General features: G+C 49.3%; 19 protein-coding genes. 7 read left to right on the top strand and 12 right to left on the bottom strand.

The genetic code is table 11. From position 1 onward, the window contains the following. Positions 1-213 precede the first annotated feature (213 nt). The 12 genes from A8O23_RS09495 to A8O23_RS09435 form a co-directional block, all read right to left on the bottom strand. Complete coding sequence (locus A8O23_RS09495) at positions 214-1,152, bottom strand: 1-phosphofructokinase family hexose kinase (protein WP_066620113.1); 939 nt, start codon at positions 1,150-1,152, stop codon at positions 214-216. A 129-nt stretch (positions 1,153-1,281) separates the two neighbouring features. After that, a complete protein-coding gene (gene nagA, locus A8O23_RS09490; protein WP_066620112.1) occupies positions 1,282-2,427 on the bottom strand; it encodes an N-acetylglucosamine-6-phosphate deacetylase in 1,146 nt (381 codons plus the stop codon). Between the two features lie 206 nt (positions 2,428-2,633). Then, positions 2,634-5,075 carry an outer membrane beta-barrel family protein gene (locus tag A8O23_RS09485; RefSeq protein WP_066620111.1) on the bottom strand — a complete coding sequence of 814 codons (2,442 nt, stop codon included), beginning with the start codon at positions 5,073-5,075 and terminating at the stop codon, positions 2,634-2,636. 542 nt (positions 5,076-5,617) lie between these two features. Then, positions 5,618-6,325, bottom strand: a complete 708-nt coding sequence (locus tag A8O23_RS09475) for a hypothetical protein (RefSeq protein WP_066620107.1) — start codon at positions 6,323-6,325, stop codon at positions 5,618-5,620. A 30-nt stretch (positions 6,326-6,355) separates the two neighbouring features. After that, positions 6,356-7,192 (bottom strand): DUF4097 family beta strand repeat-containing protein, encoded by an 837-nt coding sequence (locus A8O23_RS09470; RefSeq protein WP_074988352.1) that lies wholly within the window; start codon positions 7,190-7,192, stop codon positions 6,356-6,358. 19 nt (positions 7,193-7,211) lie between these two features. Then, positions 7,212-8,153 carry a HEAT repeat domain-containing protein gene (locus tag A8O23_RS09465; RefSeq protein WP_066620105.1) on the bottom strand — a complete coding sequence of 314 codons (942 nt, stop codon included), beginning with the start codon at positions 8,151-8,153 and terminating at the stop codon, positions 7,212-7,214. Then, positions 8,143-8,652 (bottom strand): RNA polymerase sigma factor, encoded by a 510-nt coding sequence (locus A8O23_RS09460; RefSeq protein ID WP_066620102.1) that lies wholly within the window; start codon positions 8,650-8,652, stop codon positions 8,143-8,145. The genes A8O23_RS09465 and A8O23_RS09460 overlap by 11 nt, the downstream gene beginning before the upstream one ends. A gap of 255 nt (positions 8,653-8,907) precedes the next feature. Continuing rightward, positions 8,908-10,089, bottom strand: coding sequence for a hypothetical protein (locus A8O23_RS09455; RefSeq protein ID WP_066620099.1), 1,182 nt, complete (start codon positions 10,087-10,089; stop codon positions 8,908-8,910). A 168-nt stretch (positions 10,090-10,257) separates the two neighbouring features. Continuing rightward, complete coding sequence (locus A8O23_RS09450) at positions 10,258-10,590, bottom strand: hypothetical protein (RefSeq protein ID WP_066620097.1); 333 nt, start codon at positions 10,588-10,590, stop codon at positions 10,258-10,260. Positions 10,591-10,644: 54 nt separating this feature from the next. Next, positions 10,645-11,418 (bottom strand): hypothetical protein, encoded by a 774-nt coding sequence (locus tag A8O23_RS09445; RefSeq protein ID WP_153042141.1) that lies wholly within the window; start codon positions 11,416-11,418, stop codon positions 10,645-10,647. A 19-nt stretch (positions 11,419-11,437) separates the two neighbouring features. Then, complete coding sequence (locus A8O23_RS09440; RefSeq protein ID WP_066620449.1) at positions 11,438-13,852, bottom strand: penicillin acylase family protein; 2,415 nt, start codon at positions 13,850-13,852, stop codon at positions 11,438-11,440. Positions 13,853-14,025: 173 nt separating this feature from the next. Further along, on the bottom strand, positions 14,026-14,418 hold the full coding sequence (locus A8O23_RS09435) for a hypothetical protein (RefSeq protein ID WP_066620091.1): 393 nt from the start codon (positions 14,416-14,418) through the stop codon (positions 14,026-14,028). 203 nt (positions 14,419-14,621) lie between these two features. On the opposite strand from A8O23_RS09435, the gene A8O23_RS09430 reads away from it, so the two are divergent. The 7 genes from A8O23_RS09430 to A8O23_RS09400 all read left to right on the top strand — a co-directional run bounded on the left by A8O23_RS09430 (position 14,622) and on the right by A8O23_RS09400 (position 24,478). Then, entirely contained in the window at positions 14,622-15,947 is a 1,326-nt protein-coding gene (locus tag A8O23_RS09430) for a M16 family metallopeptidase (RefSeq protein ID WP_066620087.1), read from the top strand. Between the two features lie 33 nt (positions 15,948-15,980). Continuing rightward, positions 15,981-18,050, top strand: coding sequence for an insulinase family protein (locus tag A8O23_RS09425; protein WP_066620081.1), 2,070 nt, complete (start codon positions 15,981-15,983; stop codon positions 18,048-18,050). Between the two features lie 243 nt (positions 18,051-18,293). After that, the gene (locus A8O23_RS09420; protein ID WP_066620078.1) at positions 18,294-19,544 is read left to right on the top strand and encodes an efflux RND transporter periplasmic adaptor subunit; all 1,251 of its coding nucleotides are present in this window, start codon (positions 18,294-18,296) and stop codon (positions 19,542-19,544) included. 11 nt (positions 19,545-19,555) lie between these two features. Beyond that, a complete protein-coding gene (locus tag A8O23_RS09415; protein WP_066620077.1) occupies positions 19,556-21,016 on the top strand; it encodes a TolC family protein in 1,461 nt (486 codons plus the stop codon). Positions 21,017-21,355: 339 nt separating this feature from the next. Further along, the gene (locus A8O23_RS09410; RefSeq protein WP_066620075.1) at positions 21,356-22,048 is read left to right on the top strand and encodes an ABC transporter ATP-binding protein; all 693 of its coding nucleotides are present in this window, start codon (positions 21,356-21,358) and stop codon (positions 22,046-22,048) included. A 10-nt stretch (positions 22,049-22,058) separates the two neighbouring features. Then, positions 22,059-23,300, top strand: a complete 1,242-nt coding sequence (locus A8O23_RS09405) for an ABC transporter permease (protein ID WP_066620073.1) — start codon at positions 22,059-22,061, stop codon at positions 23,298-23,300. After that, the gene (locus A8O23_RS09400; protein ID WP_066620072.1) at positions 23,297-24,478 is read left to right on the top strand and encodes an ABC transporter permease; all 1,182 of its coding nucleotides are present in this window, start codon (positions 23,297-23,299) and stop codon (positions 24,476-24,478) included. Before A8O23_RS09405 ends, A8O23_RS09400 begins: the two co-directional genes overlap by 4 nt. Positions 24,479-24,701: the final 223 nt, after the last annotated feature.

The following is a 24,701-nucleotide window of genomic DNA, read 5'->3' as shown; positions in this document are numbered from 1 at the left end:
ACAGTGGTATTTTTTAACCCAGTTGTTGAGGTTCATGGGTAGTAGGAAAGCTTCACCACCTGTACAAAAAAGAATCCCTGTTTTAGGGCTGCTTTTATGAAAACAGCCCTAAAACAGGGATGGAAAATAACTTATCTGGCGTGCCTGTTTATGGTGAAGAGTTGCAGCGAGATTATAATCTTATGTTTAGCGCCAGGGAAGCAGCAGTGACTTTTACAAAGAGCCGTGCAGTTTGATCCAGGCATAAATTTCTTCTACGTCTGGTTTGCGGCAGAGCTCAGAGCCAGGAGTCATGGTGGTGGCGGAACCGGTGGCTACGCCGTAGCGCACTACGTCAGAAAGCGACCAACCTTCAGTAAGTTTAAGCACCATTCCCCCTACCATACTATCTCCGGCACCCACGGCGCTATCTTGCTTTACGGTGGGCGGAACAATGTATTCAATGTTGTCTTTGGTAGCGAGCATGGCGCCACGAGGGCCAAGAGAAACAACCAGTACCTGACTTTTGCCTTCTGCAATTACCTGCTGGGCGAGCTCTTCCTGCTCTTTGGCCGAGATCTTATCTTTGCCTGCCAAGGCGGCCAGCTCGTTCAGGTTGGGCTTGAGCATGAATATGCCTTCGCCGGCCGAGGACATAAGTGCTTCGCCCGAGGTGTCTACAACTAATTTAAATCCTTTTTTGACGGCTATTTGGGCAATTTGCCCATAGAAATCATCGGGTACGCCTGGGGCGTTGCTGCCGCTGGCCACTACATATTCAGGTATGTCTTGGAGGTCTTCCAGCGCCTGCAGAATTTGCCGCCACTCTGGTTCTGAGATATGCGGACCGGGCATACCAAACCGAAACTGTTCGCCCGAAGATTTTTCATATACCATCAGGTTCTCACGGGTCCAGTTCTCACATTGGAATTCGCGGTATTGTACCCCTTCCTCCTCAAGAAGTTGCCCTATCCGTTTGCCTGCCGCCCCGCCAGATAAGTACCAGGCAATTGATTCGCCGCCTAACTTTTTAATGGCTCTGGAAACATTGATGCCGCCGCCACCCGGCTCATAAGTGGGAGTTTCACAGCGGAGTTTCTTCTCTGGAGCCAGCTTTGGAAGGCGGGTACTTTTATCTAAGGCTGGGTTGATGGTAATGGTAATGATTTTCATAGTTGGGGTGTTAGCTCTCTTGTATGGGTGCCGCTCGGGCCGCAGGTTATATTTTAAAGATATAAACCATAAACGGGAAAAACTGTTTTAAGGCTGTTTTTATGAAAACAGGGCTAAAACAGCCTCTGGTTAATGCAACGTCACCTGCTGCCCGTCTACCCACACCTGTTGCAGTTCCAGCTCCTGATTCATGACCACCAGATTGGCGGCTGCGCCAGGAATAAGCTGCCCTACCTTCTGTTCCAGTTTCAGAACCTGCGCCGGATAAAGTGTTGCCATTCTTATAGCCTCATCTACGGGTAGACCCACCATGTTTACGGTATTTTGCACGGCTTTCAGCATGGTGAGGGCAGAACCGGCCAACCGGCCATCTTCGGTTTCGCAGCGGCCGTTGCGGTAGTATGAAACGAAATTGCCAAACGCAGAGAATTCAATATCAGAACCTACGCAGGCGGCGCAGTCTGAGATGAGCAGCAGTTTCTGGCCCAGCATTTTCTTGGCCAGTCGCACGGCGTACGGGTGGCAGTGCTCTCCGTCTACAATAATGCCCGTCCAGGCATGTCCGTAGTCTAGGGTGGCAGCTGCCAGACCGGGTGCCTTGGTGTCTATGCCGCTCATGGCGTTGTACAGGTGCGTAACAGCGGTAATACCGTTCTGAAAGAAGTGTAGGGCTTGGTCATAGGTGGCTAGGCTATGTCCGGCTGACAGCACGATGTCGGTTTGGGCCAGGCGTTTTAGAATGTCTTCCTCTATGCATTCGGGGGCCAGGGTAAGGTAAGTAATCACATCTTTCCCCGCCTCTAACAGCACATCCAGTTCCTCATGCGTGGCGCTCCGGATGCAGGCAGGATCATGTGCTCCTAGTTTCTCTGGATTAAAGAATGGCCCTTCCAGATGCATGCCCAGAAAGGTGCTGGGGTGTTGCTGCATGGCCTGGCGCACCGCGGAAATGGTTTCCAGAATAGTCTCCTGAAACGCCGAAATGACTGTAGGCAGAAAGCTGGTGGTACCGAATTGCAGGTGCGCATCTCGGATGGTATTCAGGCTCTCCAGCGTGGGGTATTGGGTGAAGTACACGCCACCGCCGCCGTTCACCTGCAAATCCACGAAGCCCGGACAGATAATGCCGCCCTGCACGTCAATAATGGTGGTGTCTGCCGGAATTTCATCGGCCTGAATCACATCAATGATTTTATCTTCTTCAAACAAGACCGCGTAGCCTTGGGCCGTGGTATGGCCTGAGTAAATGGTGCCGTTGGTGAGCGCGTGCCGCATGAGGGGAAAGTTTTTGTTTCGGGGCTAATTTGCGGAAAAGAGGCCGAAAACGGCAAGAATATTTCTGTTTGCGGGCTAGTTTTCTAAAAAAGGCTTAAAAACAGAAGCACGGCCCAAAGAACCGTGCGCTGCTGAGTATTAAACCAAAAATCCAAATCTTATTGCTGTTCAATACCTTCTGGCGTAAATGTATTGAGTCTCTCTACTTACGCCCCCTCCTTCATGTCGTCATTCTTAATGGTCTTCTTCTTTCTAGGAGGTTTGCTGCCACTTTGTTGCCCAAACTTAAAGTCGAAGCTGATGCGGATGCCGCGGTTAAAGTTGATGTTGTCGTTGGTTTGCTCAAAAACGGCGGTGCTGATTTGTTGACCGTAGTTAATGCTCTTGGTGAACGGATTGTTCACGCCCAAGCTCACGCTGCCTCGTTTGTCAAACAACTCTTTCTTTACAGCCAAGTTGTAGTAGCTCCAGGAAAGTGACTGGCCCTGCAGCAGCACCCGGGGCGAGTTGAAACCACCGGAAAACTGGCCGCTAAAACCTTTCCCGAAATCATAGCCGGTGGAGAAGCTGAGGTTGTACTGCCAGCCGCTGTTGTGCATGCCCAAACCGTTAATTTGGTTGTAGTAAAGGTTCAGGTTTCCGTTCAGGTTCAGGGCGGGCACTGGCTTGGTAGACCCTGATACGTTGAGGCCGTAGCTCAGCAGTTTTCCGGCGTTGGCAAAGGTGTTCTGCGAAATGCCATCAATAATTTCTGGCGTCACCTGCTGAATGGCGTTGTTGATTTTTCTAACATAGAGAGCAGTAGAAACCGAGCTGGTTTTGAAGAAAGTGCTATAGCCAATTTCGTACAGGTGCGACAGTTCAGGGGCTAGTTTGGGGTTGCCATAGAACACGCTTTTAGGGTCGCGTATGTCGCGGTAAGGGTTGAGCAGGAAAATGTGCGGGCGCTGCAGCCGTTGCGTGTAACTTAGTTTGAGCGTGTGGTTTTCCTTGAACGTGCGTGACACGGCCAGGCTCGGGATAATGTGCTGGTACGATTCATCCAGATTCGTTTGCGTACTGGTGAACGCTCCTTTCAGGCGAGTATGTTCATACCGAACTCCGATAATGGCGGCGTAGTTCTTGAGCAAAGTTACTTTATAAGAGAGGTAGCCCGCCGCCACATCTTGGGTATAGTTAAAGTTGTTGTCTTCCAAATCTTGTCGGTCTTCCAGCGGATAGTGCACCTGGTACTGCGTATTGCTGTAGGCCCGCCTGAAAATACTTTTTACACCCACTTCCAGCGTTGATTTGTCGGTGAACGGATGCACGTAATCGGTTTGCAGCGTGGTTTCGCGGTTCATGCTCTGGTTGGTATTGTGCTGCAGGTAGTACAGTTGCTGGTCACCCAGCGTGTGCCGGTTCTGGTCAATAAAGCTTTCCATTTTAAACTGGCTGAACTGCCCCAGCACCGTTAGTTCCTGCTTGGGTTTGATTATGCGGGTGTAACCAAAGTTGATATCAGCGCTGAGGGGAGAAAACTGATTGTGGGTGTTATTGCCAATTTGTTGGTAAGGTCCAGATTCTGAGGTGATGGTTTTCTGGCTTCCGTCGCCTTTGTAACGGCCGGTGTTTAGTTGTACGCCCGCAGAAAGTAGGTTCACAGAATCCAGATCGTACTCAAGCCCCAGCTGTACGTTTCCGCCGCCGCCGTACACCCGGCCGCCGCCCGTTTGGGTGGTCACCACGTCTTCGCCTTCCCTAAACTCCTTCCGGTACATGCCGAAGCCTTTGGGCACGTTATACTGAAAGCCACTCAAAGACAAGTTGGTGCCGAACTTGCCGCGTCGGGCGTAAAGGCTGCTGCTCAGGCTGCTGTTCCTGTTGCCAAGAGTAAGGCCTACGTTCCCGTTCAGGCCGGGTACAAAACTCTTTTTAGTGATGATGTTGATGATGCCGGCGGTGCCCTCTGCGTCATATTTCGCCGATGGACTGGTGATGACCTCTACACTTTTAATCTGGTCCGAAGGGATTTGCTTCAGGGCTTCAGCCAGATTATTAGCCAAGAAAGGAGACGGTTTGCCATTCAGCAGCACCCGCACGTTGCCGGAGCCCCGCAGCTGCACGTTTCCGTCGGCGTCAACGGTGAGCGAGGGCACTTTCTGCAGCACATCGGCGGCGTTTCCACCGGTATTGGTCAAATCTTGGTCAGCATTATAGATCAGGCGGTCAATTTTGTCTTCAATCAGAGGCTTCTGGCCCACCACCGTTACCTCCTGCAGCTTAGTGGCCGCCGGACTCAGCTTGGTATTGCCCACTATTACCTCCGGATCTTTTTCCGTGATAATGATAGATTTTAAATTTTTGGCATTGTAGCCGATGAAGGAGAAATTCAGTTCATAAGTGCCGGTGCGGAGGTGGGAAAAGGTAAAGTGGCCGCGGCTATCGGTGAGGGTACCGTCTAGATTCTTTCCGTTTTGCAGCAGCGCCACTGTCGCAAATTCTACTGGTTTGCCAGTTAATGAATCTGTGAGGACACCGGAAATTTTGCCTGGGCCTTTCACCTCGGCTAATGCTATGGGTTGGGAGGCGGATTGGGCCCAGCCCTCAACAGAAACGTTCAGGCAAAGGCATAGCAGACCCAGCAAAAAGAGGGCTCTTTTTTTCATGGTAATAAAGGATAAGATTGTAGGATTTGGTGGTGAAATGACGGCTGCTGCCGCCTTGGTTCTTAACGTCTATCAGAATTCTTCGAGACTAGGTGCTTTCCTGTTTCCGGCTTGTTTTCTGGAAAGCGGGCCTAAAACGCTGGGGAGGATTTTGCTACTCTACCAGATACTCCCCCTTTGAAGGGGCAGGGGGATGTTTACACAAGCAGATGATGGCATTCACTCGTAGGGACAGGTCGCGACCTGTCCTTGGCGGTTGCCCTGGCAGTCTCATTTATGCATGGGTGCAGCCTCTGCCAAAGAATTTTTTGCCCTTTCTTTTCATAGCAAGAGTTTCATTTCAGGCCAGTGTCTTTGGACAGGTCGCGACCTGTCCGTACATTATAAATCATCTGAAATGTGTGGGTTCTCCTGTGTAACATCCCCCTGCCCCCTTCAAAGGGGGAATCTGCTAGAATAAGCGGGGAGGTAGAGGGATATGCTTTATGCGCTTTGAAACTTAAGTCTTCTGCCTCAGCTACTCTTTTCAACCGCAGTCGCAACTACTTCTGCCGGAAATAGATGTTGTTGCTGATGGTTTCTAGTTTGATGGCTGGCCCGCCTTTGTTGACGTTGCCTTTGAGCTGGTAACCTACAATGGGCATGGTTTCGCGTTTGCCGGTGAATTCAATGTTGACGTCAGAGAAAACTTCGCCGGTAATGGTTTTAAGTGCCACGGTGGCTCCTTTCTGTTGGAACCAGTCCATGTCTACAAACCCGCTGATGGACTTGGCGTTGATGGGGCCGGTGAAGCCGCGCAATTCTATGTCGCCGTTGATGGTTTCTAATGTTAAGTCTGTGTTGCGGGGCAGGAAAACCTCGTAGTCAATGCGAGTACAGGAGCCTTTCTCAATTTTTTCTTTGACATAGGTACTGAAGGTCATGCTGTAGCCTTCGGGGCAGTCTCCGGTAAAGTTGCTGTTTTTCAGGAGGTCCTCGTTCAGGTCAGCGAGCACTTGCAGTTGGTCTTTTCCGGGAGTGAAGGTAAGTTGAAGAGCCTCGTTCAGCGTTCCGCCGTTAATCTCATAGGTTACCTTCACGTAAGCTTCTTTTTTGTCCCAAGCAGTGACTTTGATGTTGTCTCCGAACTTGAAATTCAACTTTACTTTGTTAGTAGCAGGAACAGGTAGAGTCTTTTCTACTACTTTTTTTTGGGCATACGCAGCCAGGGAGCCCCACAGCAGCAGGGCCGCCATCAATAGATTTTTCATAAGAAGTAGGTGTTTTTTAGGGGAGGTGAATTATTTCTTTTTCCGGATGAAGATGTCGCTGGTAACGCTCTGCACGGCAATTTCTACGCCGCCGCCGTTTATTTTGCCGTCTATGTTGCCGCCGCCGCCAATCAGGGGCAGGTCTTCTTTTGTTTCCCGCTTCACCTCCATGTTAAAATCAGTGTAGATTTCACCCTGCAAAGATTTGAGCTTGAAGTCAGCTTTGGCATTGCTTGGGAGCGTAATGTCTATGTCACCGGCCACGGCAGATAGGCTACTGGGTTTACCTTGGCTTAGTGAGGAAAAAACAATTTTAATAGAGCCAGCGGTGGTGTTGGCTACCACGGGGCCAGAGACGTTGGTGAAGGTAGCTTCAGCATTATTGAGTTTGGCTTCAATTTCACCGTCCAAGTCTTTGATGGAGAGGTCGCCGCCGGTCCAATTGGCTTCTTTGTACACAATGGAAGCATTTCTTGGCACTTTTACTGTATAATTTCCATCGGTTCTAGACGCTTTGGTGATAGTAACGGTGTTGCCTTCCTTCTGTACGGATAGACCTAAATCTGTATTGTCTTCTGTTTGATTGTAGAGCGGCTTCAGGCCTTCGGCGCGTTTGGGTGGTGGGGTGTAGTCACTGGTTTCAATAATGACCTCGTCACCGTTGTAGCCAATAATATCTACGCCGCTGTTGAACATGGTGAACAACACCTTTTTGTCTTTGCCGTTGCCTAATTTGATTTTATAAGTTTTAACAGCATTGGCGTTGGTTTTTTCTTTTGTGCTCCCGCCGCCGCCAGCGGCTACTTGTGCAAAGGAGGTTCCGGTAAGCATGAGGCAGGCCCACGCCATTACTACTAATTTTTTCATGTTGTAAAGGTTTTGAAGATTATATGAGGGTGCCCAGACCCTCTTGTGCTTTGTATTTTACAATGGGTAATAAATCGTCGCGGCCCACAAGGTTTTGCAGCTGCGGCACCGCAGTTTTCTCTTTCAGGCTGGTCACTACTTCAATCAGCGTGATTTGCATGATGGGGTCTGTCTGCGTGCCCAGCGCCTGAATAAAAGCCTTGCGCGCCTCTGGGTGCTCTCTGAACTTGTACAAGGCTTCGCAGGCGGCTAGTCGCACGTTCACGTTGTTGTCTTGGTTCATGGTTTTCACCAGCTGCCGAATAACTTTTTGGTTCTCTTCAGGGGTAAGGCCATCTGTCTCCAACTCCTGACGCACCATCTGCAAACGCTCACTGGCCGAGGCGTCAGCCACGGTGGTAGCGGCGGCTAGTACTGTTCTTGTTTGCCGCCGTGGCGAAGGAGTTAAGCGTTCTTCTGGCTCAACGCTCGGTGGAAGTTGAGTTTCTGTACTCGCGGAGGCTGTTTCTGTAGGTTCTGCCTGAATTTGGTTTGCTGCAGCAGGTTCTTGCTCTTGAGTTGGCGCCTGAACCGCTATGGTAGGGGTTGGTGCAGTCACAACTTCAGTTGCGCTGTTATAATAATTACCCGCCCAGAAAGCTACCAACAACAAGCTGATGCTCGCAGCTATTTGCCAGCTGTATTGGCTAAAGAAGTTTCTGCTCTTCGGCTTTGCCAATATTGTTTGGCTCGCCAAGGCTGGTCCTTCAATTTTCTCAAACAGCCAGTCGTCATTCAGAAACTTGTCTAGCTCAACCTTTTGCTCTTGGTCATAAGCTTCAAACTGGATGGCGTGAACCTTTAGGTGGTCTGGCAGCAGCTTGGTTTGTTTGAAATAATCTTTTAGCTGGCGTTCTTCCTCTAAAGACGTATCGCCGTTGTAGTATTTCTCCAGTAAAGTCTCTATCTGCTCAAAGGGCATAGTTTTCCATCTTTAAAAGACCGTCGCGCACACTTTTTCTGGCTCTGGACAAGGTTACCCGCAGCGCGTTTACCTGAATGCCCGTTACCTGTTCAATTTCTTCGTAAGAATAACCCTCCACGTCGCGCAGGTGCAGTACCAGCCGCTGTTGCTCGGGCAAATCCTTCAGTAGTTCCTGCACCTTGCTTACCTGGTCGGCCTGCTCATAGCGCTGGTAGGGGTTGGTTTCGTGAGAGTCCAGTTCCAGGTCCACCACATCTACCATGTGTTTGTTGCGCTTGCTTCTGAGTTTGTCCAGGCATAGGTTTTTGGTAGTGCTCATGGCCAGCGCCTCAATGCTGGCGTAGGCGTGCAGCTTGTGCTTAATGGTCCAGAGTTTCAGGAACACGTCCTGCAAAATATCCTCGGCCTCCTCCTTGTTCTGGAGCATGAAAAGCGCCAGCCTGTACAGCTTTTGCTTGCTGGGGAGTACCTTGATTTTAAACTCTTGTAAGTCCATTCAATAACAGAGACGGCGACGGTAAGAGAACATTACAGCAATTTGAAAAAAAATTCTGGTGTGGGATTTTCAGTGGTTGCTGGCGCAGAGGTCGCAGGTCCTCCGGACGCTACGAGGTCTTTTGAGCTAGCTACAAGTTGGGGGGGATGTGAGAAATGTTTTTGGCTTGTTTTCTGAAAAAGAGGCCGAAAACAGGATGGTGACTTCAGCGGGATTACCGAATAACGAACAACGAGTAACGGATAACGAAAACAACTACTTCACCCGTACTTGCAGTTCTTGTTCTTTGCCGGTGCTGTCTTTGAGTTTTACGCGGTATGAGCCTTTGGGCAGCACCAGCGGCTTTATGTCTTGCGCGCTGTTGAATTCTACCACATCCATAGGTACGGCTAACTCATTCTCTCCGGCTTTGTAGGCCATCACCAGGCAAGGGAAACCAAGTTTTATTTTAGCTGGCGGAATTTGGTAAGATTTTCTTTTCCCACCAAACCAAAGCCAATTGGGTCGGCCGGAAACGTAGGTGGTTCTGGGGTGCACCACTACGGCATCTACAGTACGGTACTGGCCGCTTCCGGCAAAGGGCTTGCCTGTGTCTTTATGCACGTACACCGCTGGGTAATCTAAGCGCGAAAGCTGAAAGAACGGCTGGTCAAAACGGTTGTCGCTGGTTTCGGTGTAAGCTTCCTGGTCAATTGTGAAGGGATCAATGCCGGTGAATTCCTTCAGACGGCCAGCCATGGCTTTCTCCCAAGCCTGAGAAGGGCCTTCGTTGATGTGGTCAAACCCGCAGTGGAGGATGATTTTGGCCTTCGGGTCGCGCTGAAGTACTTTTTGGATGTTGCGCGCCTGCCCAATTTCCCGCACTTTGCCGTTGCCCTCGGCATCGTAGCCGAACACTGTAAAGCCCAGACGCATGGCTTCTCTGATCAAATTTCCGAACTGCGGTTCTTTGGCGTAGTAGCCACTTTCCTGCACCGGATATTTTCGTTGGTTAATTAGGCTGTCTTGCTGGTAAAGTCCTTCTAAGCCTAAATACCGGTAGCCCTGCTTGTGCAAATCTTCCAGTAAAGATTGCGTAAATGTGCGGTGCAACGGGTTGTGGTGCGCTTCATTGATGATGAGAATCTGCTCCTGAGGGGCCTGTTGCAGAATATACTCGGTGGCGTTTCTGGGGGTGTAGGCGGCGAAGGTGGCGCTGTCTTGGGCGGTGACTTTGCGATTCATGTTACCGTACTGTGTAGCCCACGCCTCTAACGCTTTTGGGTAGTCGCCCATGAACGAATAAGCCCAGGCGGCTTTCTGCATTTTCCATGGAACAGTATCCTGTTCTATTTGCCTTTGCAACTCAGCGGAAAGCCGGTAAGGCGGCTGGTCTGTTTGGGCTTTTACCGAAAATGACAGCAAGAAAACAACTATAAGAGCGAGCAGGAGTTTCATGATTAGGGGCAGATTTACCGCAAGATAAAAATATCTGCTTTTGCAGATATAATTTTGATTTGTCCTTAAAGGCGCTGATAATTATCAATATATGGTAGAATAAAAGCGGGTTTGATCTAGTTATTAACTACATTTTTGCCATGTTTTTTAAAAAATAAGCCTAAAACGCTACCCCAGCGCCCGCCTAACATAAAAGCCGGACATAGCACTTAGGCCGCCAACCAAACCACCCAATGCCACTGTAGCCACGAACAGTAAAATGGTGGAACTGGCTGTCATCATGGCTGCCACGCGTTCGGTCAGAATTCCTTCAGAGGCAAAGTGCCAGAACAACGCCGCTCCCAACCATAAAAGCGCAATTGCTCCGAAACCCGCTAAAAAAGCGTGCCCGCCGTGCCGGGCTTTCCAGGCGGCTATCAAAAAGCAGACAACAGCCAAGCTCCACCAAGGCAGGAAAAGCTGGGCAATCAGGCTGAGGAGCAGTATGAGGAGAAAGAGCATAGACGTTGGTGTTTTAGAGCTGTTTTTGGGAAAAGAGGCGGAAAACGCAAAGGATTAGGGCATCAAAAATATATCTATCAAAATTTTGTTCTTTTGGCGCCACCTTAACCAACCTGAGGTTGGGTTTTTACATTTGTTAATGTAATTGTGACATGGCTCTCCTTCGTTCATTGGCTCCTCTACATTGTAAAAGCAATCATATGTTACTTTAACCCAGTCACCTTTTATTTCTCTAGGGCAAAAGTTCTCTAGTCCCTCTGGAATTTCTATTGATTTTGCTGATTCAGAAGGAGAACTTCTTAGAGACTGATGATAAGCAATGCTCCCATCTTCACTAGTTGTTCTCCTAATACCATAAGAAGAGAGAATATAGTTCTCCCAAGTTTGGAACTGATATTCAGTAGTAGCGGGGAAATATTTTACTTCATTGAAGTTTACAAGCACTTTAAAATACGTACTTGTCTTTTGAAGGCATATAAAGTGCATAATGCCGTACTCTGGCATGTAATATTTAGAGCATAAAGGTTTGGGAGGCGTGTCACTGGAGTGCATGTCCCATTGTAAAAACAAATTGGTGAGGAGGCTATCATTGAACAACTCAAAGGTGGTTGGAGCTTGAACAAGGCCCAATCCTAAGTCCGAAACATCATTGTCATAATTACAAACAGGAGTTGCTGGCTTCTCCACTTCTTTGGCTGTGTTTTTTGTTGCTGCTTTGTCTTCAGTTACATCATTGATTGATACAGCTTGGGGAGAAACAGAGTTTTTCTCCTGTTGTGAACAGGAGAAAAACAGGCATAAAATCATCATCCGGAATGCTGCCTTCATTATTAAGTAATGCTAAAAACTATTTTCCCTTCAACTTCCACACCACCCCCGTCTGCTCTGGCCTATCCTCTGCGCTTCTTAGAAACAGCAGCTGGTGCAGGTTGCCTTTTTGCCAGTCTTCCAGCTGGTTGTCATAGAACGGGCTGCCGGGGTTTCCGCTTTGGCCGCCGGGGTACACACCCCAGGCTTTTACCGTTGGCCCCATCTGTACCACCATTCGCCAAGCAGGGCCGTGGCTGCCGTTGAGGGCGTTGATGGAGTTGGCGCTGCCGCCGCTGTAGAGTTTCTGTCCGAAACCTGGTAGCTGTGCCAGGTGCCGTATGTTGGAGTTTTTAGCATGACCCCACTCCCACTCTTTTTCTTCGCCAGAGGCTGCGCTATCAGCCACGGCTCTGAAGGTGGCGTTGGCTAGGTCTGCCATGGTTTCTTTTATCGGCGTGGTCACATCATCAAACCAGCGGGCTGTTGGCTCCTGTAAAATCATTTGCACCAGGCGGTCGCGGGCAGGGGCTTTGAATTGGTCTGCCGGGAACTCATCTGACCAGACGGCTTGGGCGAAGTTCTGCCACCATTCCTCGAAAACGGAAGGCGCTATTTTATTTGCATCATAATGATAATTCCAGCTGGCTAAGGTTTGGTAGACTCTCTTCTGTTCTGCTGTAAGCGAGGCTTGATCTATGAGCTGCAGCAGCGTGGGCAGAACGTTTTTGGGAACAAAACTATAGGTGTCGGTTTGCAGCAGCCGGAAACTGTCTGGCGTGGCTTGGGTCATGCTGGTGAGACGCTGGTTGATGCGGGCGCTGCGCTCATATCCGGCAAAGCTGGAGCCTAAGTAATAAGGATAATCTTTCGGGCTCACCGGCGTCTGGTTGGCAGAACTTACAAAGCCACGGTCGGGGTTCAGCACGGCTGGCACCTGGTCCATGGGAACCCAGCCTTGCCAGTCGTGGGTGGGGTTGGCGCCGTTCAGCAGAAATTTGCCCTGCCCAGTCCATTTGAGCGGGAACAGACCGTTGGAGACAATGGCAATGTTGCTACTGTCGGCGTACACAAAGTTGAAAGCGGGCGCGGCCCAATGCGTGATAGCTTTTCTAAACTCTGGGAAATTCTGCGAACGGTTTATCTCATATAAAGCCAGCAACTCATTTTGGGTGTCGTGGCCGGTCCAGCGGAGGGCGTGGCCAACGGGTGTGTTGCGGCTGCGGAAGGCAGTTTCATTTGGCAGATAAGCAATAGGGCCGTGGTGCGTGTACAGCACTGTGTCGACCACAGTGCCGCCTCCTTTCACTTTTATTTCCTCTACCACCAGCCGCACCGGTTTCCATTGGTCGTTGTGCCTGTATTGCTGAAAAGTGCTGTCTTTGAACGTAATTTCGTACCAGTCCAGCACATCGGCGCCCACGTTGGTCATGCCCCAAGCAATATGTTCGTTAAAGCCAATGCCTACGCCAGGTGCGCCCGGAATTGTAACGCCAAAGGTGTTCACGCCAGGCGCGTGCAGCTGTATGGCGTGCCAGATGGAAGGCAAGCTCAAGCCCAGGTGCGGGTCAGACGCCAGTAAAGGATATCCGTTAGCCGTCTTAGTGCCGGCCACTGCCCAGTTGTTACTGCCTAAATTTTCGGGCTTCTGCCGTTCCAGTGCGTGAGACAAGGCCTGAGCCATAAAGTCAGCGGGAGTGGGTGGTACAGGCAGAGGTGTGAAGTCTGGTTTGATACCTTCCGGAATAATAGGCTCCTCACGGAAGGGATAATCGGGGAACAGGTCTTTAATTACTTCAGGGCCGTACTTCCGGAGCACGTTGGTCATGCGAAGGTCATCAGAATATCCCGTCATATCCATGGCCAGCATTTTGAGTAGCAATGAAATCTTGAGTGGGCTCCAAGGCTCGGGCTTGTAGTGCAGCAGCTTGTATTCTACCTGATAATCTGCTGGCGAGAGTTGGCTGATATAGGCATTTACCCCAGCACTGTAGGCATCCATGGCCAATCGGCTTTTGGGGTTGGCTTGCAGTTTTTTCAAAGAAGCTTTTGCTGATTCTAACATGCCCATGCGGCGTTGGTAGCGGTCCATCTCCAGCGCCATATCACCCACTACTTCAGACAAACGTCCTGCTGCGGCGTGCGTCATAAACTCCATCTGCCAGAGACGGTCTTTGGCGGTGAGATAGCCTTGGGCAAAGTACAGGTCGTGGTCGTTCTGCGCGAACACGTGCGGAATCCGGAGAGAATCTAACCGCACCTGCACCGGTTGCTGCAGTCCGTGCAACGTGAGCTCCTCAGACTCAAAGTCACCTACCTGTTCTCCGTTTCGCCAGAACCCTTCATAAGGGCTTAGAAAAGGTCCTAAAGCTGGTACTATGCCAAAGGTGCGGTTAAGCGCGTAGATGATCAACAGAGTTAAAACAGTTGCCAGAGCAGCTTTGAGCCATTTCATAGTCAGCGGAGCAGAAGGTGTGATTCTTTTTGAAAGATAGAATCTTCTGTTAGTAAAGCCAAATGCCACTGGTAATGTCTTTTAGGTCTGTTTTTAGAAAAACAGCCTCAAAACGGCAAAAAAAGAAGCCGGAGGAGGGGCTCCGGCTTCAACACAAGCAAGGGGAATGCTTACTAATTACGTCTTTGGCCACGGCCACCCTGGCCTCGGCGTTCTAATTGATCAGCCAGCAGTTTATCAAATTTGGCTTGTTGCTCAGGAGTAAGAATCGCTTTGATTTCCTCGTTACGTTTCAGAGCCGTAGCCTGCATGGCTTCGCGGTCTGGGCGGGCACCGCTGGCGCGCATCTTGTCTAGTTCTTCGGCGCCGGCCAATACTATCTCTTTGATTTTAACCGTTTGCTCAGGAGTTAGATCCAGTTGTTTCTGGTAACGGTCAACCTGCATCTGAGCTCTTTCTGCAGCAGTTAAACGTGCGCCTTGGCCTTGCTGGGCAAAAGCGGAAGTGGCAGCCAATAAGCCTACAAACAGGAGGGCCAGCCGAGAAATGTTTTTCAGGATTTTCATTCTAATCTCTAATGTTTAAGGGTTTTCCTTTTGAGTGGAATTATTTGGTTTGGTTTAATCAGCTTTTAAAAATATTTTGATACCATGCCCTGGCAGACAGTTAATTGGAACGGTTTTCCAAAAAAATGGCTTAATTTTATGGAGTTTTCTAAAAACTAACCGAACTAGACAAACGACCCTTTTTATTTTTTAATGCTTTTTGAATGAAACGTAAATTGCTAAGTACCCTGTTGTTGGGTGCCAGCTTAACCGCTGCCGCGCATAGCAACAAGATTGAGTTTACGGAGTATGACCTGCCCAATGGTCTGCACGTGATTCTGCACCAAGACAAAAGCACCCCTACCGTGGCCGTAACCATGATGTACCATGTGGGTTCTAAAAATGAAGATCCTGAACGTACTGGTTTCGCACACTTTTTTGAGCACCTCATGTTTGAAGGTTCTGAAAATGTGGAGCGGGGGCAGTATATCAACATGATACAATCAGCGGGCGGGGCAGTAAATGCAAATACCTCTTTTGACCGCACGTACTACTATCAGATTCTGCCCTCCAACCAACTGGCTCTGGGTCTTTGGATGGAAGCAGACCGTTTGCGTGCCGCTAAAATTGACCCACAAGGAGTTGAGACGCAGCGCCAGGTGGTGAAAGAGGAGAAAAAGCAGCGCATTGACAATCAGCCCTACGGTACTTTGCTGGAGAACACCTTCTCTACGGCATACGCGGTGCACCCGTACCGTTGGGTGCCCATTGGGTCGGCGCAGTATATAGACATGGCTAATATGGCGGAATTCCGGCAGTTCTACAAAACGTTCTATGTGCCAAACAACGCCACCCTTACCATTGCCGGTGATCTTGATGTGGAGCAAACAAAGAAACTGGTAGCACAGTACTTTGGCGGCATCCCGAAAAGCAATACGCCTATCATTCGCCCTAGCGTAGAAGAGCCGAAGCAGATAGAAGAAAACCGTCGGGTTATTTTCGATAACATTCAGTTGCCGGCTGTTATTCAGGCCTACCACATTCCAGCGCAGGGAACAGAAGACTCGTACGCCATTCATATGCTCACTACCCTACTTTCTGGTGGGCAGAGCTCCCGCCTGAACAAGGCTTTGGTAGACAACCAGCAAAAAGCAGTAACGGTGGCCTCCGTGCCTTTGTCAATGGAAGACCCAGGGCTGTTCATTAATTTGGCAGTAGCGAACATGGGCGTAACGGTTGAGGACCTGGAGCGTGCTTTGGATGCCGAAATTGAGCGCGTGAAAAAAGAGCCGATCTCTGATCAGGAATTCCAAAAGCTACGCAATAAAATAGAGACCGACTACATCAATGGTTTGGCTACGTTAGAAGGTCGAACCGAGAAACTGGCTTCTTACCACACGCTGTATGGCAACACCAACCTGATCAACACAGAGCTTGATAAGTTCTTGGCCGTTACTAAAGAAGACATCATGCGGGTAGCCAATCAATACCTCACCAAAGAAAGCCGTTCGGTGCTGCATTACCTGCCCAAAGCAGCGCAAGCCAGATAAACTGTCGGTTCATTCCTTTATTTTAAGAGTTTCATGAAAAAATATATTTCAGCTTTCTTTTTGGCGCTTACTGTCTCTTTCGGCAGTGTGGCCCAAACTAAACAAACGCCTCCGCCTGCCGGTCCGGCTCCAATTATTGAGTTAGGCAAGTATGAATATTTCACCCTCTCCAACGGCCTAAAGGTGTATGTGGTAGAGAATCGCAAATTGCCCACAGTTACCATGAGCCTGGTGCTTGACCGTTTACCCGTGGTGGAAGGAGAAAAGGTAGGTCTTACCAGTGCCGCTGGTTACCTGATGCGTAGCGGAACAGTAACCCGTACAAAAGACCAGCTAGACGAGGAGATTGACTTTATTGGTGCCACTTTGAACACAACGGCTACCGGGTTTTCGGCCGGAGGCCTCAAAAAGCACCTGCCAAAACTAATGGAGCTAAGTGCCGATGTGGTGCTGAACCCGCAGTTTAAGCAAGAAGAGCTTGACAAGTTCAAAAAGCAGGCTCTCTCTAACCTTGCCTCTGCCAAAGACAACCCAGAGGCCATGGAAAACAACGCCCAAAGAACTTTGCTGTATGGCAAGAATCATCCGTACGGTGAAATTATGACCGAGAAAACGGTGGAGAACATCACCCTGCCAGATGTGCAGCAGTACTACAACACCTACTTTAAACCAAACATTGGTTACTTGGCTATAGTGGGTGATATCAACGTGAAAGAAGCTAAGAAGCTGGTAAAGCAGTACTTTGGCAAGTGGAAAAAAGGGAGCGTTTCGCAGCCTACTTATGCCGCTCCAGCTTTGGCCAGCAGCAACAAAGTATCCATTATAGACAGACCAAACTCAGTGCAGTCTTCTATCTCGGTTACGCACGTGGCAGACTTGAAGCCAGGTAGCCCAGATGCCATTGCCGCCACCATTATGAACAGCATTTTAGGTGGTTCATTTGCCCGCTTAGATGCTAACCTGCGTGAGAAGCATGCTTATACCTATGGTTCTAACTCTTCGCTTACCTCAGACCGTGTGGCGGGCCAGTTTGTGGCTTACGCCAGTGTTCGGAATGCCGTAACCGACAGCGCTTTCACCCAAATCATTTTTGAAATGGACCGCCTGCGCAAAGAACCGGTTTCGGCCGAGGAGTTGCAGAAGGTGCAGAACATGATGATTGGCTCTTTTGCCCGTTCTCTGGAGAACCCGCTCACAGTGGCCATGTTCGCTATTAATACTGCGCGTTACAACCTGCCTAAAGATTATTACGCGAACTACCTGAAGAATGTGGCCGCTGTTACGCCAGCAGATGTGCAGCGGGTAGCGCAAAAATACCTGCAGCCGCAGAACGCTCATTTAATAGCCGTAGGTAACGCCCGCGAGATTGCTGATAGGCTAAAGAAATTCAATACTAGCCAGCCCATAGCTTATTTCAATGCTTATGGTGAGCAAGTAGAAGCTCCTCTGATGTCTCTTCCTTCCGGAGTGACCGTGCAAACTGTATTGGCTAACTACATCAATGCCTTAGGCGGAAAAGCTGCTCTGGAGAACGTGAAAGATGTAACTTTTAACCGTACCATCAACATGCCAGGCGGCCAACTGAATGTGAAGCATCAGCAGAAAGGCATAGACAAAATGGTTCTGACAGTAAGCCACTCCGGCAATGAAATCAACCGCGTGGTGGTGAATGGACCGAAAGGGCAAATGCGTAGCCAGGGTACTTTAAAAGAGTTGGATCAGTATGAGGTGCAAGACCAGAAAATGGACCTGTGGCTGAGCTTTCTGAACTACGACCGCTTAGGTGTGCAGTTAGCTTTGAACCAAATGGAAAAAGTAGACGGCCGTGATGCCTTCAAACTGGAACTGACCCTGCCAAGCGGTAAAAAGTCATTCCATTATTTTGATAAGGAAACCGGATTGAAAGTGCGTGAAGTAGTAACTGAGCAAACTGCCATAGGAACTGCCTCTCAGACCACTGATTTGAAAGACTATCGTGAAGTGAACGGTATCAAGTTTCCGCACAAAATTGAGGTGCACGTTGGTGGACAAGTGTTGCCATCTATAGTGACTAGCGTAGAAGTAAACAAGAACCTGAAAGATGAAGTTTTCAAGGTAAACTAATCATTTTTAAGTTGGTGTACCGGCCCTGTTTCGCCTCTTTCTAGAAATAGAGGCCGGAAACAGGGTCGGTTTTTTGTTGTAGCTACGTTACTCGTAAAGACGCGGCAAAATCTGCCCATTTCTGGAATAAGTGTCCAATCTTGGACACTGATATACTATTTAAAAGTAAGTAATTGCCAGTATATGAGGTGTTTATAAACTGGCACAACCATTGGATACTTGATTTTACCAATCATGTAAAAAATGGATAGAGAATTACCTCAGGCTGTTGTTCAGCAAAGCAAGCGCCGCCGCATCTGGCAAATAGGCGCGGCTGTTGCCGTAGTGCTACTGGTTGTGCTAGCGTTCCGGACGGTGCTGAAGACCAAAGTGGCCAAATCAGAACTACGTTATGCCACCGTGGAGATAGGAGCCGTTGAATCTTCCTTGACCGCTACGGGCATGGTGGTGCCGGAGGCGGAAGAGGTTATAGCCAGCCCCATTCATGCTAAAATTGAGCGCGTGCTGCACCGGCCCGGCGACCATGTGGCAGCCAATGAGCCTCTGGTGCAACTAGACAAGCAGTCCTCACATACCACCCTAGAAAAACTCAGAGACGAGCAGCATCTTAAGCAAAACAAAACGGACCAGCTCCAGAATGGCCTACAAAAAAATGTAAACCAACTCCGCTCCCGCTATGCCGTGCAAGAAGTCCGCGTGAAAAGCCTGCAAGCCGCACTATCAGATGAGCAGTACCTACTCTCCATTGGCGGCGGTACTCAGGAAAACGTGAAGAAGGCTGAATTAGATCTAAAAGTAGCTGCGTTGGAGTTGGAGCAGCTAAAACGCCAGATTCAAGACGAACAAGATGCAGCGCAAATAGACATGAAAGCCGTGGGCTTTGAGCTTGAAATGCAGCGCCGGGACATTAACCAACTGCAGCGCCAGCTGGAGCAGGCAGATATAAAAGCTACTAAAAAAGGCGTGGTCACGTGGGTAAACGAAGAAATAGGTGCTACCGTGAACGCCGGAGAGCCCGTGGCCCGCGTAGCCGATTTGAGCAGCTTCAGAATAAAAGCCACTATCTCTGACTCTTATGCCGAGCAGGTGAAAACCGGCGGTCCCGTGGTGGTAAGGGTAAATGATGCGGATTTGCGCGGTGAAATAGCCAGTGTACAGCCCAAGGTAGAAAACGGCATTATCACGTTCTATGTGCGGCTGCAGGAGAAAAGCCATCAGGCGCTCAGGTCCAATCTTAGGGTGGAGGTATTTGTGCTCACCGAATTCAGACCGAATGTGCTGCGGGTGAAAAACGGTCCTTTCTACACGGGTGCTTCTGAGCAGGCAGTATTTGTGGTACAAGGCGACAAAGCTGTGCGGCGTATGCTCAAAACCGGTGCAAATAACCTGGATTACGTGGAACTGCAGGGCAACATAGCGGCAGGTGAAGAAATCATTATCTCCAGCACCAAGGAGTACGTGCACCTGAAGGAGCTGCTACTTTCAAACGACTAAGCTGCCAAACTATGAAAAAGACTTTATTCTGTATAGGGTTGGGGTTGCTCTGGCATTTGGCAACAGCGCAGGCGCAGCAGATTGGCCGCGTGCTCACGCTGCAGGAAACTATTAAATTAGCCTTGGCTTCTTCTATTGCCGCCAAGCAGGCGGTTACTAATAAAACCAGCAATTATTGGCAGTACCGCACCTTCAAAGCCAATTACCGTCCGCAGCTCTCGTTGAGCGGCACAATGCCAGATTTTTCCCGAAGTATTATTCCCGTTACGCAACCAGACGGAACCATTGATTTCAGAGCTGTTTCTATCAGCAACTCAGAGGTGGGGCTGTCGCTGAGCCAAGCGGTGGGGCTTACGGGCGGGCAGTTCTTTATCTCTTCCCAGAGTCAACGGTTTGATGACTTCAACCAAGGGCTTCAGCGATACAATACCTTCCCGGCCATCATAGGCTTTCGGCAGCCTGTTTTTGGGTACAACGAACTGGCATGGGCTAAGAAAATAGAGCCATTGCGCTACGCTGAATCTGAACGACAGTACCTGGAGGACCGCGAAGCGATAGCCACCACTGCTACCCAGCGCTTTTTTGACGTACTCCTGCAGCAGGTAAACTTTGAGATTGCCAGCAAAAACGTGGAGAACAATCAGACACTTTTCAAGATTGCCGAAGAAAAGTATCGGCTGGGTAGATTGTCTAGAAATGAACTGCTGCAGCTTAAACTTAGCCTTATGAACGCACAGCTGGCACAGGCACAGGCCTCTAATGAGCTTAAAACAGTAGCCATGCAGTTTGCCGCTTATGTAGGTATTGCTCAGGGGGAGAAAGTAGCGGTGCAGGCACCAGTGGAGATACCCACGCTGGAGGTAGAGGAACAGTTGGCGCTGGCACAGGCTAGGTTGAACCGCAAAGAGCGTTTTCAATACCAGCGGCAAGTGCTAGAGGCAGAACAGAAAATAGCCGAGACACGTGGTAAAGGCGGCTTTAATGCAAACTTATACGCTACTTTTGGGTTGACCAAGAGCGCCAATAATTTCTCAGAAAGCTACGCCCAGCCAGAAAACCAGCAGCAAGTTACCCTCGGGTTTAGTGTGCCTCTTGTAGACTGGGGAAGACAGAAAGCCAACGTAAAAACTGCCCAAGCGCAGCTGCAACTGGCGCAGTACACCGTGCAGCAGGAGCAAATAAATTTTGAGCAGAGCGTGCTGACCCAGGTAAACCAAATTGACTTGCTCAAAGAGCGCCTCCGCATTACTGCCTCCGCAGATTCCATTGCCCAAGAACGCTATGACATCACTAAGTCCACGTTTCTGGTGGGTCGCATCAGCATCACTGACCTGAACATAGCTTTGCAAGAGAAAGACCAGGCCCGCCGCGCCTACATTGAAGCCCTGCAAGATTTCTGGGTAGCCTACTATAGGCTTCGAGCACTTACTTTATATGATTTTGAAAAAGGACAACCGCTGCTGGCAGAGTAGTGAAAACGGCTGTTTTTAGCCTAGTTTTCAGAAAAGAGGCCGAAAACATAAAGCACCTTTGCCAAACGCAAATTCCCCCTTTGAAGGGGGCAGGGGGATGTTTACACAGGAGAGCACGCATTGCTGAACCGCATTTGCTTTCTATGGCGCGGAAGTGACTTTCCTTTCATCTTTAGTCACGGAAGTAAATCCGCGTCATAGTTGGGAATGCCATGTCAGCAGATGTAAACACCCCTCTTCGCTCCCCTCAAGGGGAGAATCTGTAGAAGCAGCAGATAAAGTAACAGATTGAACAGAAGTATAACACCTTGAAAAATTAGCACTTTAGCACATAATATTATGATACAGTTAATTGACATTGAAAAAGTCTACCGCACCAAAACCATAGAAACGGTAGCCCTTCACCGCGTGAACCTGCACGTGGAACGCGGTGAGTTTGTGTCCATCATGGGGCCTTCGGGTTGCGGGAAATCCACGTTGCTCAACATCATGGGCTTGTTGGACGAGCCTACCAGCGGCCACGTGGCCATTGACGGCCAGCCGGTGAAAACCCACTCAGACAGTAAGCTGGCCAAGCTACGCAATGAGAAAATTGGGTTTGTGTTCCAGAGCTACCACCTTATTTATGACCTGAGTGTGGTGGATAATGTGGAATTGCCACTCCTGTACCGCAACGTGTCTGGCAGTGACCGGCGGAAGCGAGCATTGGAAGCATTGGAGAAAGTAGGGTTAAGTGCCCGCACCAAACACTTCCCTAACCAGCTTTCCGGTGGGCAGCGACAGCGGGTGGCCATAGCCCGAGCCCTGGCAGGCAATCCAGAGATTATTCTGGCCGATGAACCTACCGGTAACCTGGACAGCGTGATGGGCGAGGAAATCATGGATATTCTCCTGCGCCTGAACCAAGAAGAGGGAACCACTATTGTGATGGTGACCCACGACGAGAACATGGCCCTTAAAACCAACCGCCTCATTCGGTTTTTTGACGGGCAGCAAGTGGCAGATTCAAGAGTACTAGAAGCCCAGATCTAACGCTACAGCCATGTTAAAGAATTATCTGAAAATTGCCTGGGCGGTATTACAGCGCCGCAAGTTCTTCACCTTCATCAGCCTCTTCGGGATCAGCTTTACCTTAATGGTGCTCATGGTGGTGACCTCGCTCTTTGACCACGTGTTTGGCCCCCAAATGCCGGAGCGCGAATCTGACCGATTGCTTTTTGTAAACAATTTGCGAGAGCAATTCAAAAATGATGGTATGAGTAGTGGGCCGCCCAGTTATTATTTTCTGGACCGCTACGTCCGTTCCTTGAAAACACCGGAAAACATTTCTATAAACTCCATCTTTACCACGGTGAACAGCTATGTAAACAACAAAAAGCTGACGTTGGACTTAAAATTTACCGATGAAGCGTTTTGGGAAATCCTGGAATTTAATTTTCTGGAAGGCCGACCATTTAGTGCTCAGGAAGTGGCCAATGCTACCCGGGTGGCGGTCATCAATCAGAACACCAGAAAAAGTTACTTCGGGGACAAAGAAGCCGTGGGCCAGTACATAGAGGTGGACCAGGTGAAATACAAGGTGATTGGGGTGGTAAAAGATGTGCCAGCCCTGCGTCTGCACTCTTACGCTGATTTGTGGGTGCCTATCACCTTGAAGAGTCAGGACTTCAAAAGGACCAGTCTAAGGGGATCTTACTTCGCCACGATCAAAGCCAAAAAGGCAAGCGATGTACCTAAGATCAAAGACGAATATGGGCAGATGATGCAACAGTTAAACAAGCAAGTTTCCAAGGAGGACAAGGAGGTGCATTCTTATGCAGACAATATCTTCGGAACCTTCGCCCGCAGCTTTCTGGGAGGCGGCACGAAGGATAAATCAACTTTTTTATACATGATATTGGCTGGGGCGGCTTTTCTATTTATGCTGTTGCCCACCATTAACCTGGTGAACATCAACATTAGTCGCATTATGGAGCGCTCCTCTGAAATTGGCGTGCGCAAAGCGTTTGGGGCCTCTTCCAAAACTATTATTGGACAGTTCGTTGTGGAAAACATTTTTCTTACGCTGTTGGGCGGCATGTTGGGCTTCCTGATCTCAGCGGGAGTGCTGGAGATAATCAACAACAGCGGCATTATTGCTTACGCCGATCTGGGGCTGAACCTGCGGGTATTTGCCTGGGGCTTGTTGCTCTGCCTTGTGTTCGGATTGGTTTCTGGGGTGTACCCCGCTTTTAAAATGTCACGCTTAAACGCCGTTGAGGCACTCAAAGGAGGTTCAAAATGATACGCCATCTGTTTAAACTGATCTGGAATCAGAAGAAAAGCAATTTCTTGTTGATCACTGAAATCTTCTTTTCTTTTCTGGTGCTCTTCGCGGTGCTTAGTTTCGGCATCTACAATTACCACAACTACACCAAACCTTTGGGTTTTACTTATGACAACGTGTGGCAGCTTTGGCTGAATCCGCAGACTGACTCCACAGCACATAACCTAGCCGTTCAGCGGGAGTTGATTCAGCGGGTGAAAAGTTTTCCGGAAGTGGAACATGCCTCGCTCTCTAATTCCAACACGCCCTTTGCCTTTAGCCAAATGAACAACAACTTGTCTTATGGTGGGAAAAAAGACATACAGGCCAACGTTTTTAACGTGCAAGCCGATTACCAGAAGGTACTTGGCCTGGAAGTTAGCCAAGGTCGCTGGTTTGGACCACAAGACAAGGCAAGCTTGCACAAACCCATTGTCATTAATCAAAAGCTAAAAGAAGAATTGTTTGGCGACGAAGAGGCCATCGGAAAATTGCTTCCGATAAATGATTCTTCCCAATATGCGGTAATTGGAGTGATAGACCATTATCGCTCTTATAGTGAGTTTGACCCAGAAGAGGCTGCCTATTTTGAGTGCATCAATTTAGATGAGGAGAAAAGCTATTTCTGGAACGGTCTGGTCATGAAAGTTAAACCGGGGGCTGGCGTGGCCTTTGAGGAGAAAATGGTGCGGGAGCTTTCGCGCATTGCCAAAGATTGGACCATTGAAGTAACTACCCTGGAGAAAATGCGCCAAAGCAAAGCCAAAATGACAACCGTGCCCATGGTAGCCTTAGGTTTGGTTTGCGGTTTTCTGGTTTTCAATGTCGCCTTAGGGTTGTTCGGGGTACTCTGGTACAACATTAACCGCCGCTACGCCGAAATTGGTTTACGAAGAGCCATTGGCGCGTCTTCTAAGCAAATCCGGAATCAGTTTGTAGGCGAAGTGCTGGTGATTGCCACATTCGGGTTGCTGTTAGGCTTATTGCTGGCGGTACAGTTCCCGCTGTTGCAGGTCTTTCAACTCTCCTCCGCCATTTACTGGGAAAGCATTGCCGCCGCCGCCTTCCTTATTTTTCTGTTGGCCACCATATGCGCAATTTACCCGAGCTACCAAGCCTCCAAAATCTACCCTGCGGTGGCCTTGCACGAGGAGTAGAATCCCATCCCTTCCAATGGTAGAGTCGTTTCATTCTAATTATTTTCTGGTTCATGTTTTCAACTTGGACCTATAATGACTGAAGTTTTCAACTTCAGTGAGGCGTTAGCCTCAAGAATTCGCATTTCTGAACCTTAAGATTACCTGGATCTGGTAGAATGAAACGACCCTGCTCATCAATTGAGAGGGGGGGGCTATCGGGGAAGAGCGTTTTTGGGTTCGT

It is taken from the genome of Rufibacter roseus (assembly GCF_001647285.1).
GTDB classification, from domain to species: Bacteria; Bacteroidota; Bacteroidia; order Cytophagales; family Hymenobacteraceae; genus Nibribacter; species Nibribacter roseus.
Note: the sequence above shows the minus strand (reverse complement) of the source record. Positions and strands in the feature narration are given on the sequence as shown.

Excerpts from the sequence above, each read along its gene's own strand:
- A8O23_RS09410 (WP_066620075.1), top strand. The coding sequence starts at position 21,356 with ATGATACAGTTAATTGACATTGAAAAAGTCTACCGCACCAAAACCATA.
- A8O23_RS09445 (WP_153042141.1), bottom strand. The coding sequence starts at position 11,418 with ATGAAGGCAGCATTCCGGATGATGATTTTATGCCTGTTTTTCTCCTGT.
- A8O23_RS09405 (WP_066620073.1), top strand. The coding sequence starts at position 22,059 with ATGTTAAAGAATTATCTGAAAATTGCCTGGGCGGTATTACAGCGCCGC.
- A8O23_RS09455 (WP_066620099.1), bottom strand. The coding sequence starts at position 10,089 with ATGAAACTCCTGCTCGCTCTTATAGTTGTTTTCTTGCTGTCATTTTCG.
- A8O23_RS09415 (WP_066620077.1), top strand. The coding sequence starts at position 19,556 with ATGAAAAAGACTTTATTCTGTATAGGGTTGGGGTTGCTCTGGCATTTG.
- A8O23_RS09400 (WP_066620072.1), top strand. The coding sequence starts at position 23,297 with ATGATACGCCATCTGTTTAAACTGATCTGGAATCAGAAGAAAAGCAAT.
- A8O23_RS09450 (WP_066620097.1), bottom strand. The coding sequence starts at position 10,590 with ATGCTCTTTCTCCTCATACTGCTCCTCAGCCTGATTGCCCAGCTTTTC.
- A8O23_RS09465 (WP_066620105.1), bottom strand. The coding sequence starts at position 8,153 with ATGCCCTTTGAGCAGATAGAGACTTTACTGGAGAAATACTACAACGGC.
- A8O23_RS09475 (WP_066620107.1), bottom strand. The coding sequence starts at position 6,325 with ATGAAAAATCTATTGATGGCGGCCCTGCTGCTGTGGGGCTCCCTGGCT.
- A8O23_RS09435 (WP_066620091.1), bottom strand. The coding sequence starts at position 14,418 with ATGAAAATCCTGAAAAACATTTCTCGGCTGGCCCTCCTGTTTGTAGGC.
- A8O23_RS09495 (WP_066620113.1), bottom strand. The coding sequence starts at position 1,152 with ATGAAAATCATTACCATTACCATCAACCCAGCCTTAGATAAAAGTACC.
- A8O23_RS09440 (WP_066620449.1), bottom strand. The coding sequence starts at position 13,852 with ATGAAATGGCTCAAAGCTGCTCTGGCAACTGTTTTAACTCTGTTGATC.
- A8O23_RS09430 (WP_066620087.1), top strand. The coding sequence starts at position 14,622 with ATGAAACGTAAATTGCTAAGTACCCTGTTGTTGGGTGCCAGCTTAACC.
- A8O23_RS09470 (WP_074988352.1), bottom strand. The coding sequence starts at position 7,192 with ATGAAAAAATTAGTAGTAATGGCGTGGGCCTGCCTCATGCTTACCGGA.
- nagA (WP_066620112.1), bottom strand. The coding sequence starts at position 2,427 with ATGCGGCACGCGCTCACCAACGGCACCATTTACTCAGGCCATACCACG.
- A8O23_RS09460 (WP_066620102.1), bottom strand. The coding sequence starts at position 8,652 with ATGGACTTACAAGAGTTTAAAATCAAGGTACTCCCCAGCAAGCAAAAG.
- A8O23_RS09420 (WP_066620078.1), top strand. The coding sequence starts at position 18,294 with ATGGATAGAGAATTACCTCAGGCTGTTGTTCAGCAAAGCAAGCGCCGC.
- A8O23_RS09485 (WP_066620111.1), bottom strand. The coding sequence starts at position 5,075 with ATGAAAAAAAGAGCCCTCTTTTTGCTGGGTCTGCTATGCCTTTGCCTG.
- A8O23_RS09425 (WP_066620081.1), top strand. The coding sequence starts at position 15,981 with ATGAAAAAATATATTTCAGCTTTCTTTTTGGCGCTTACTGTCTCTTTC.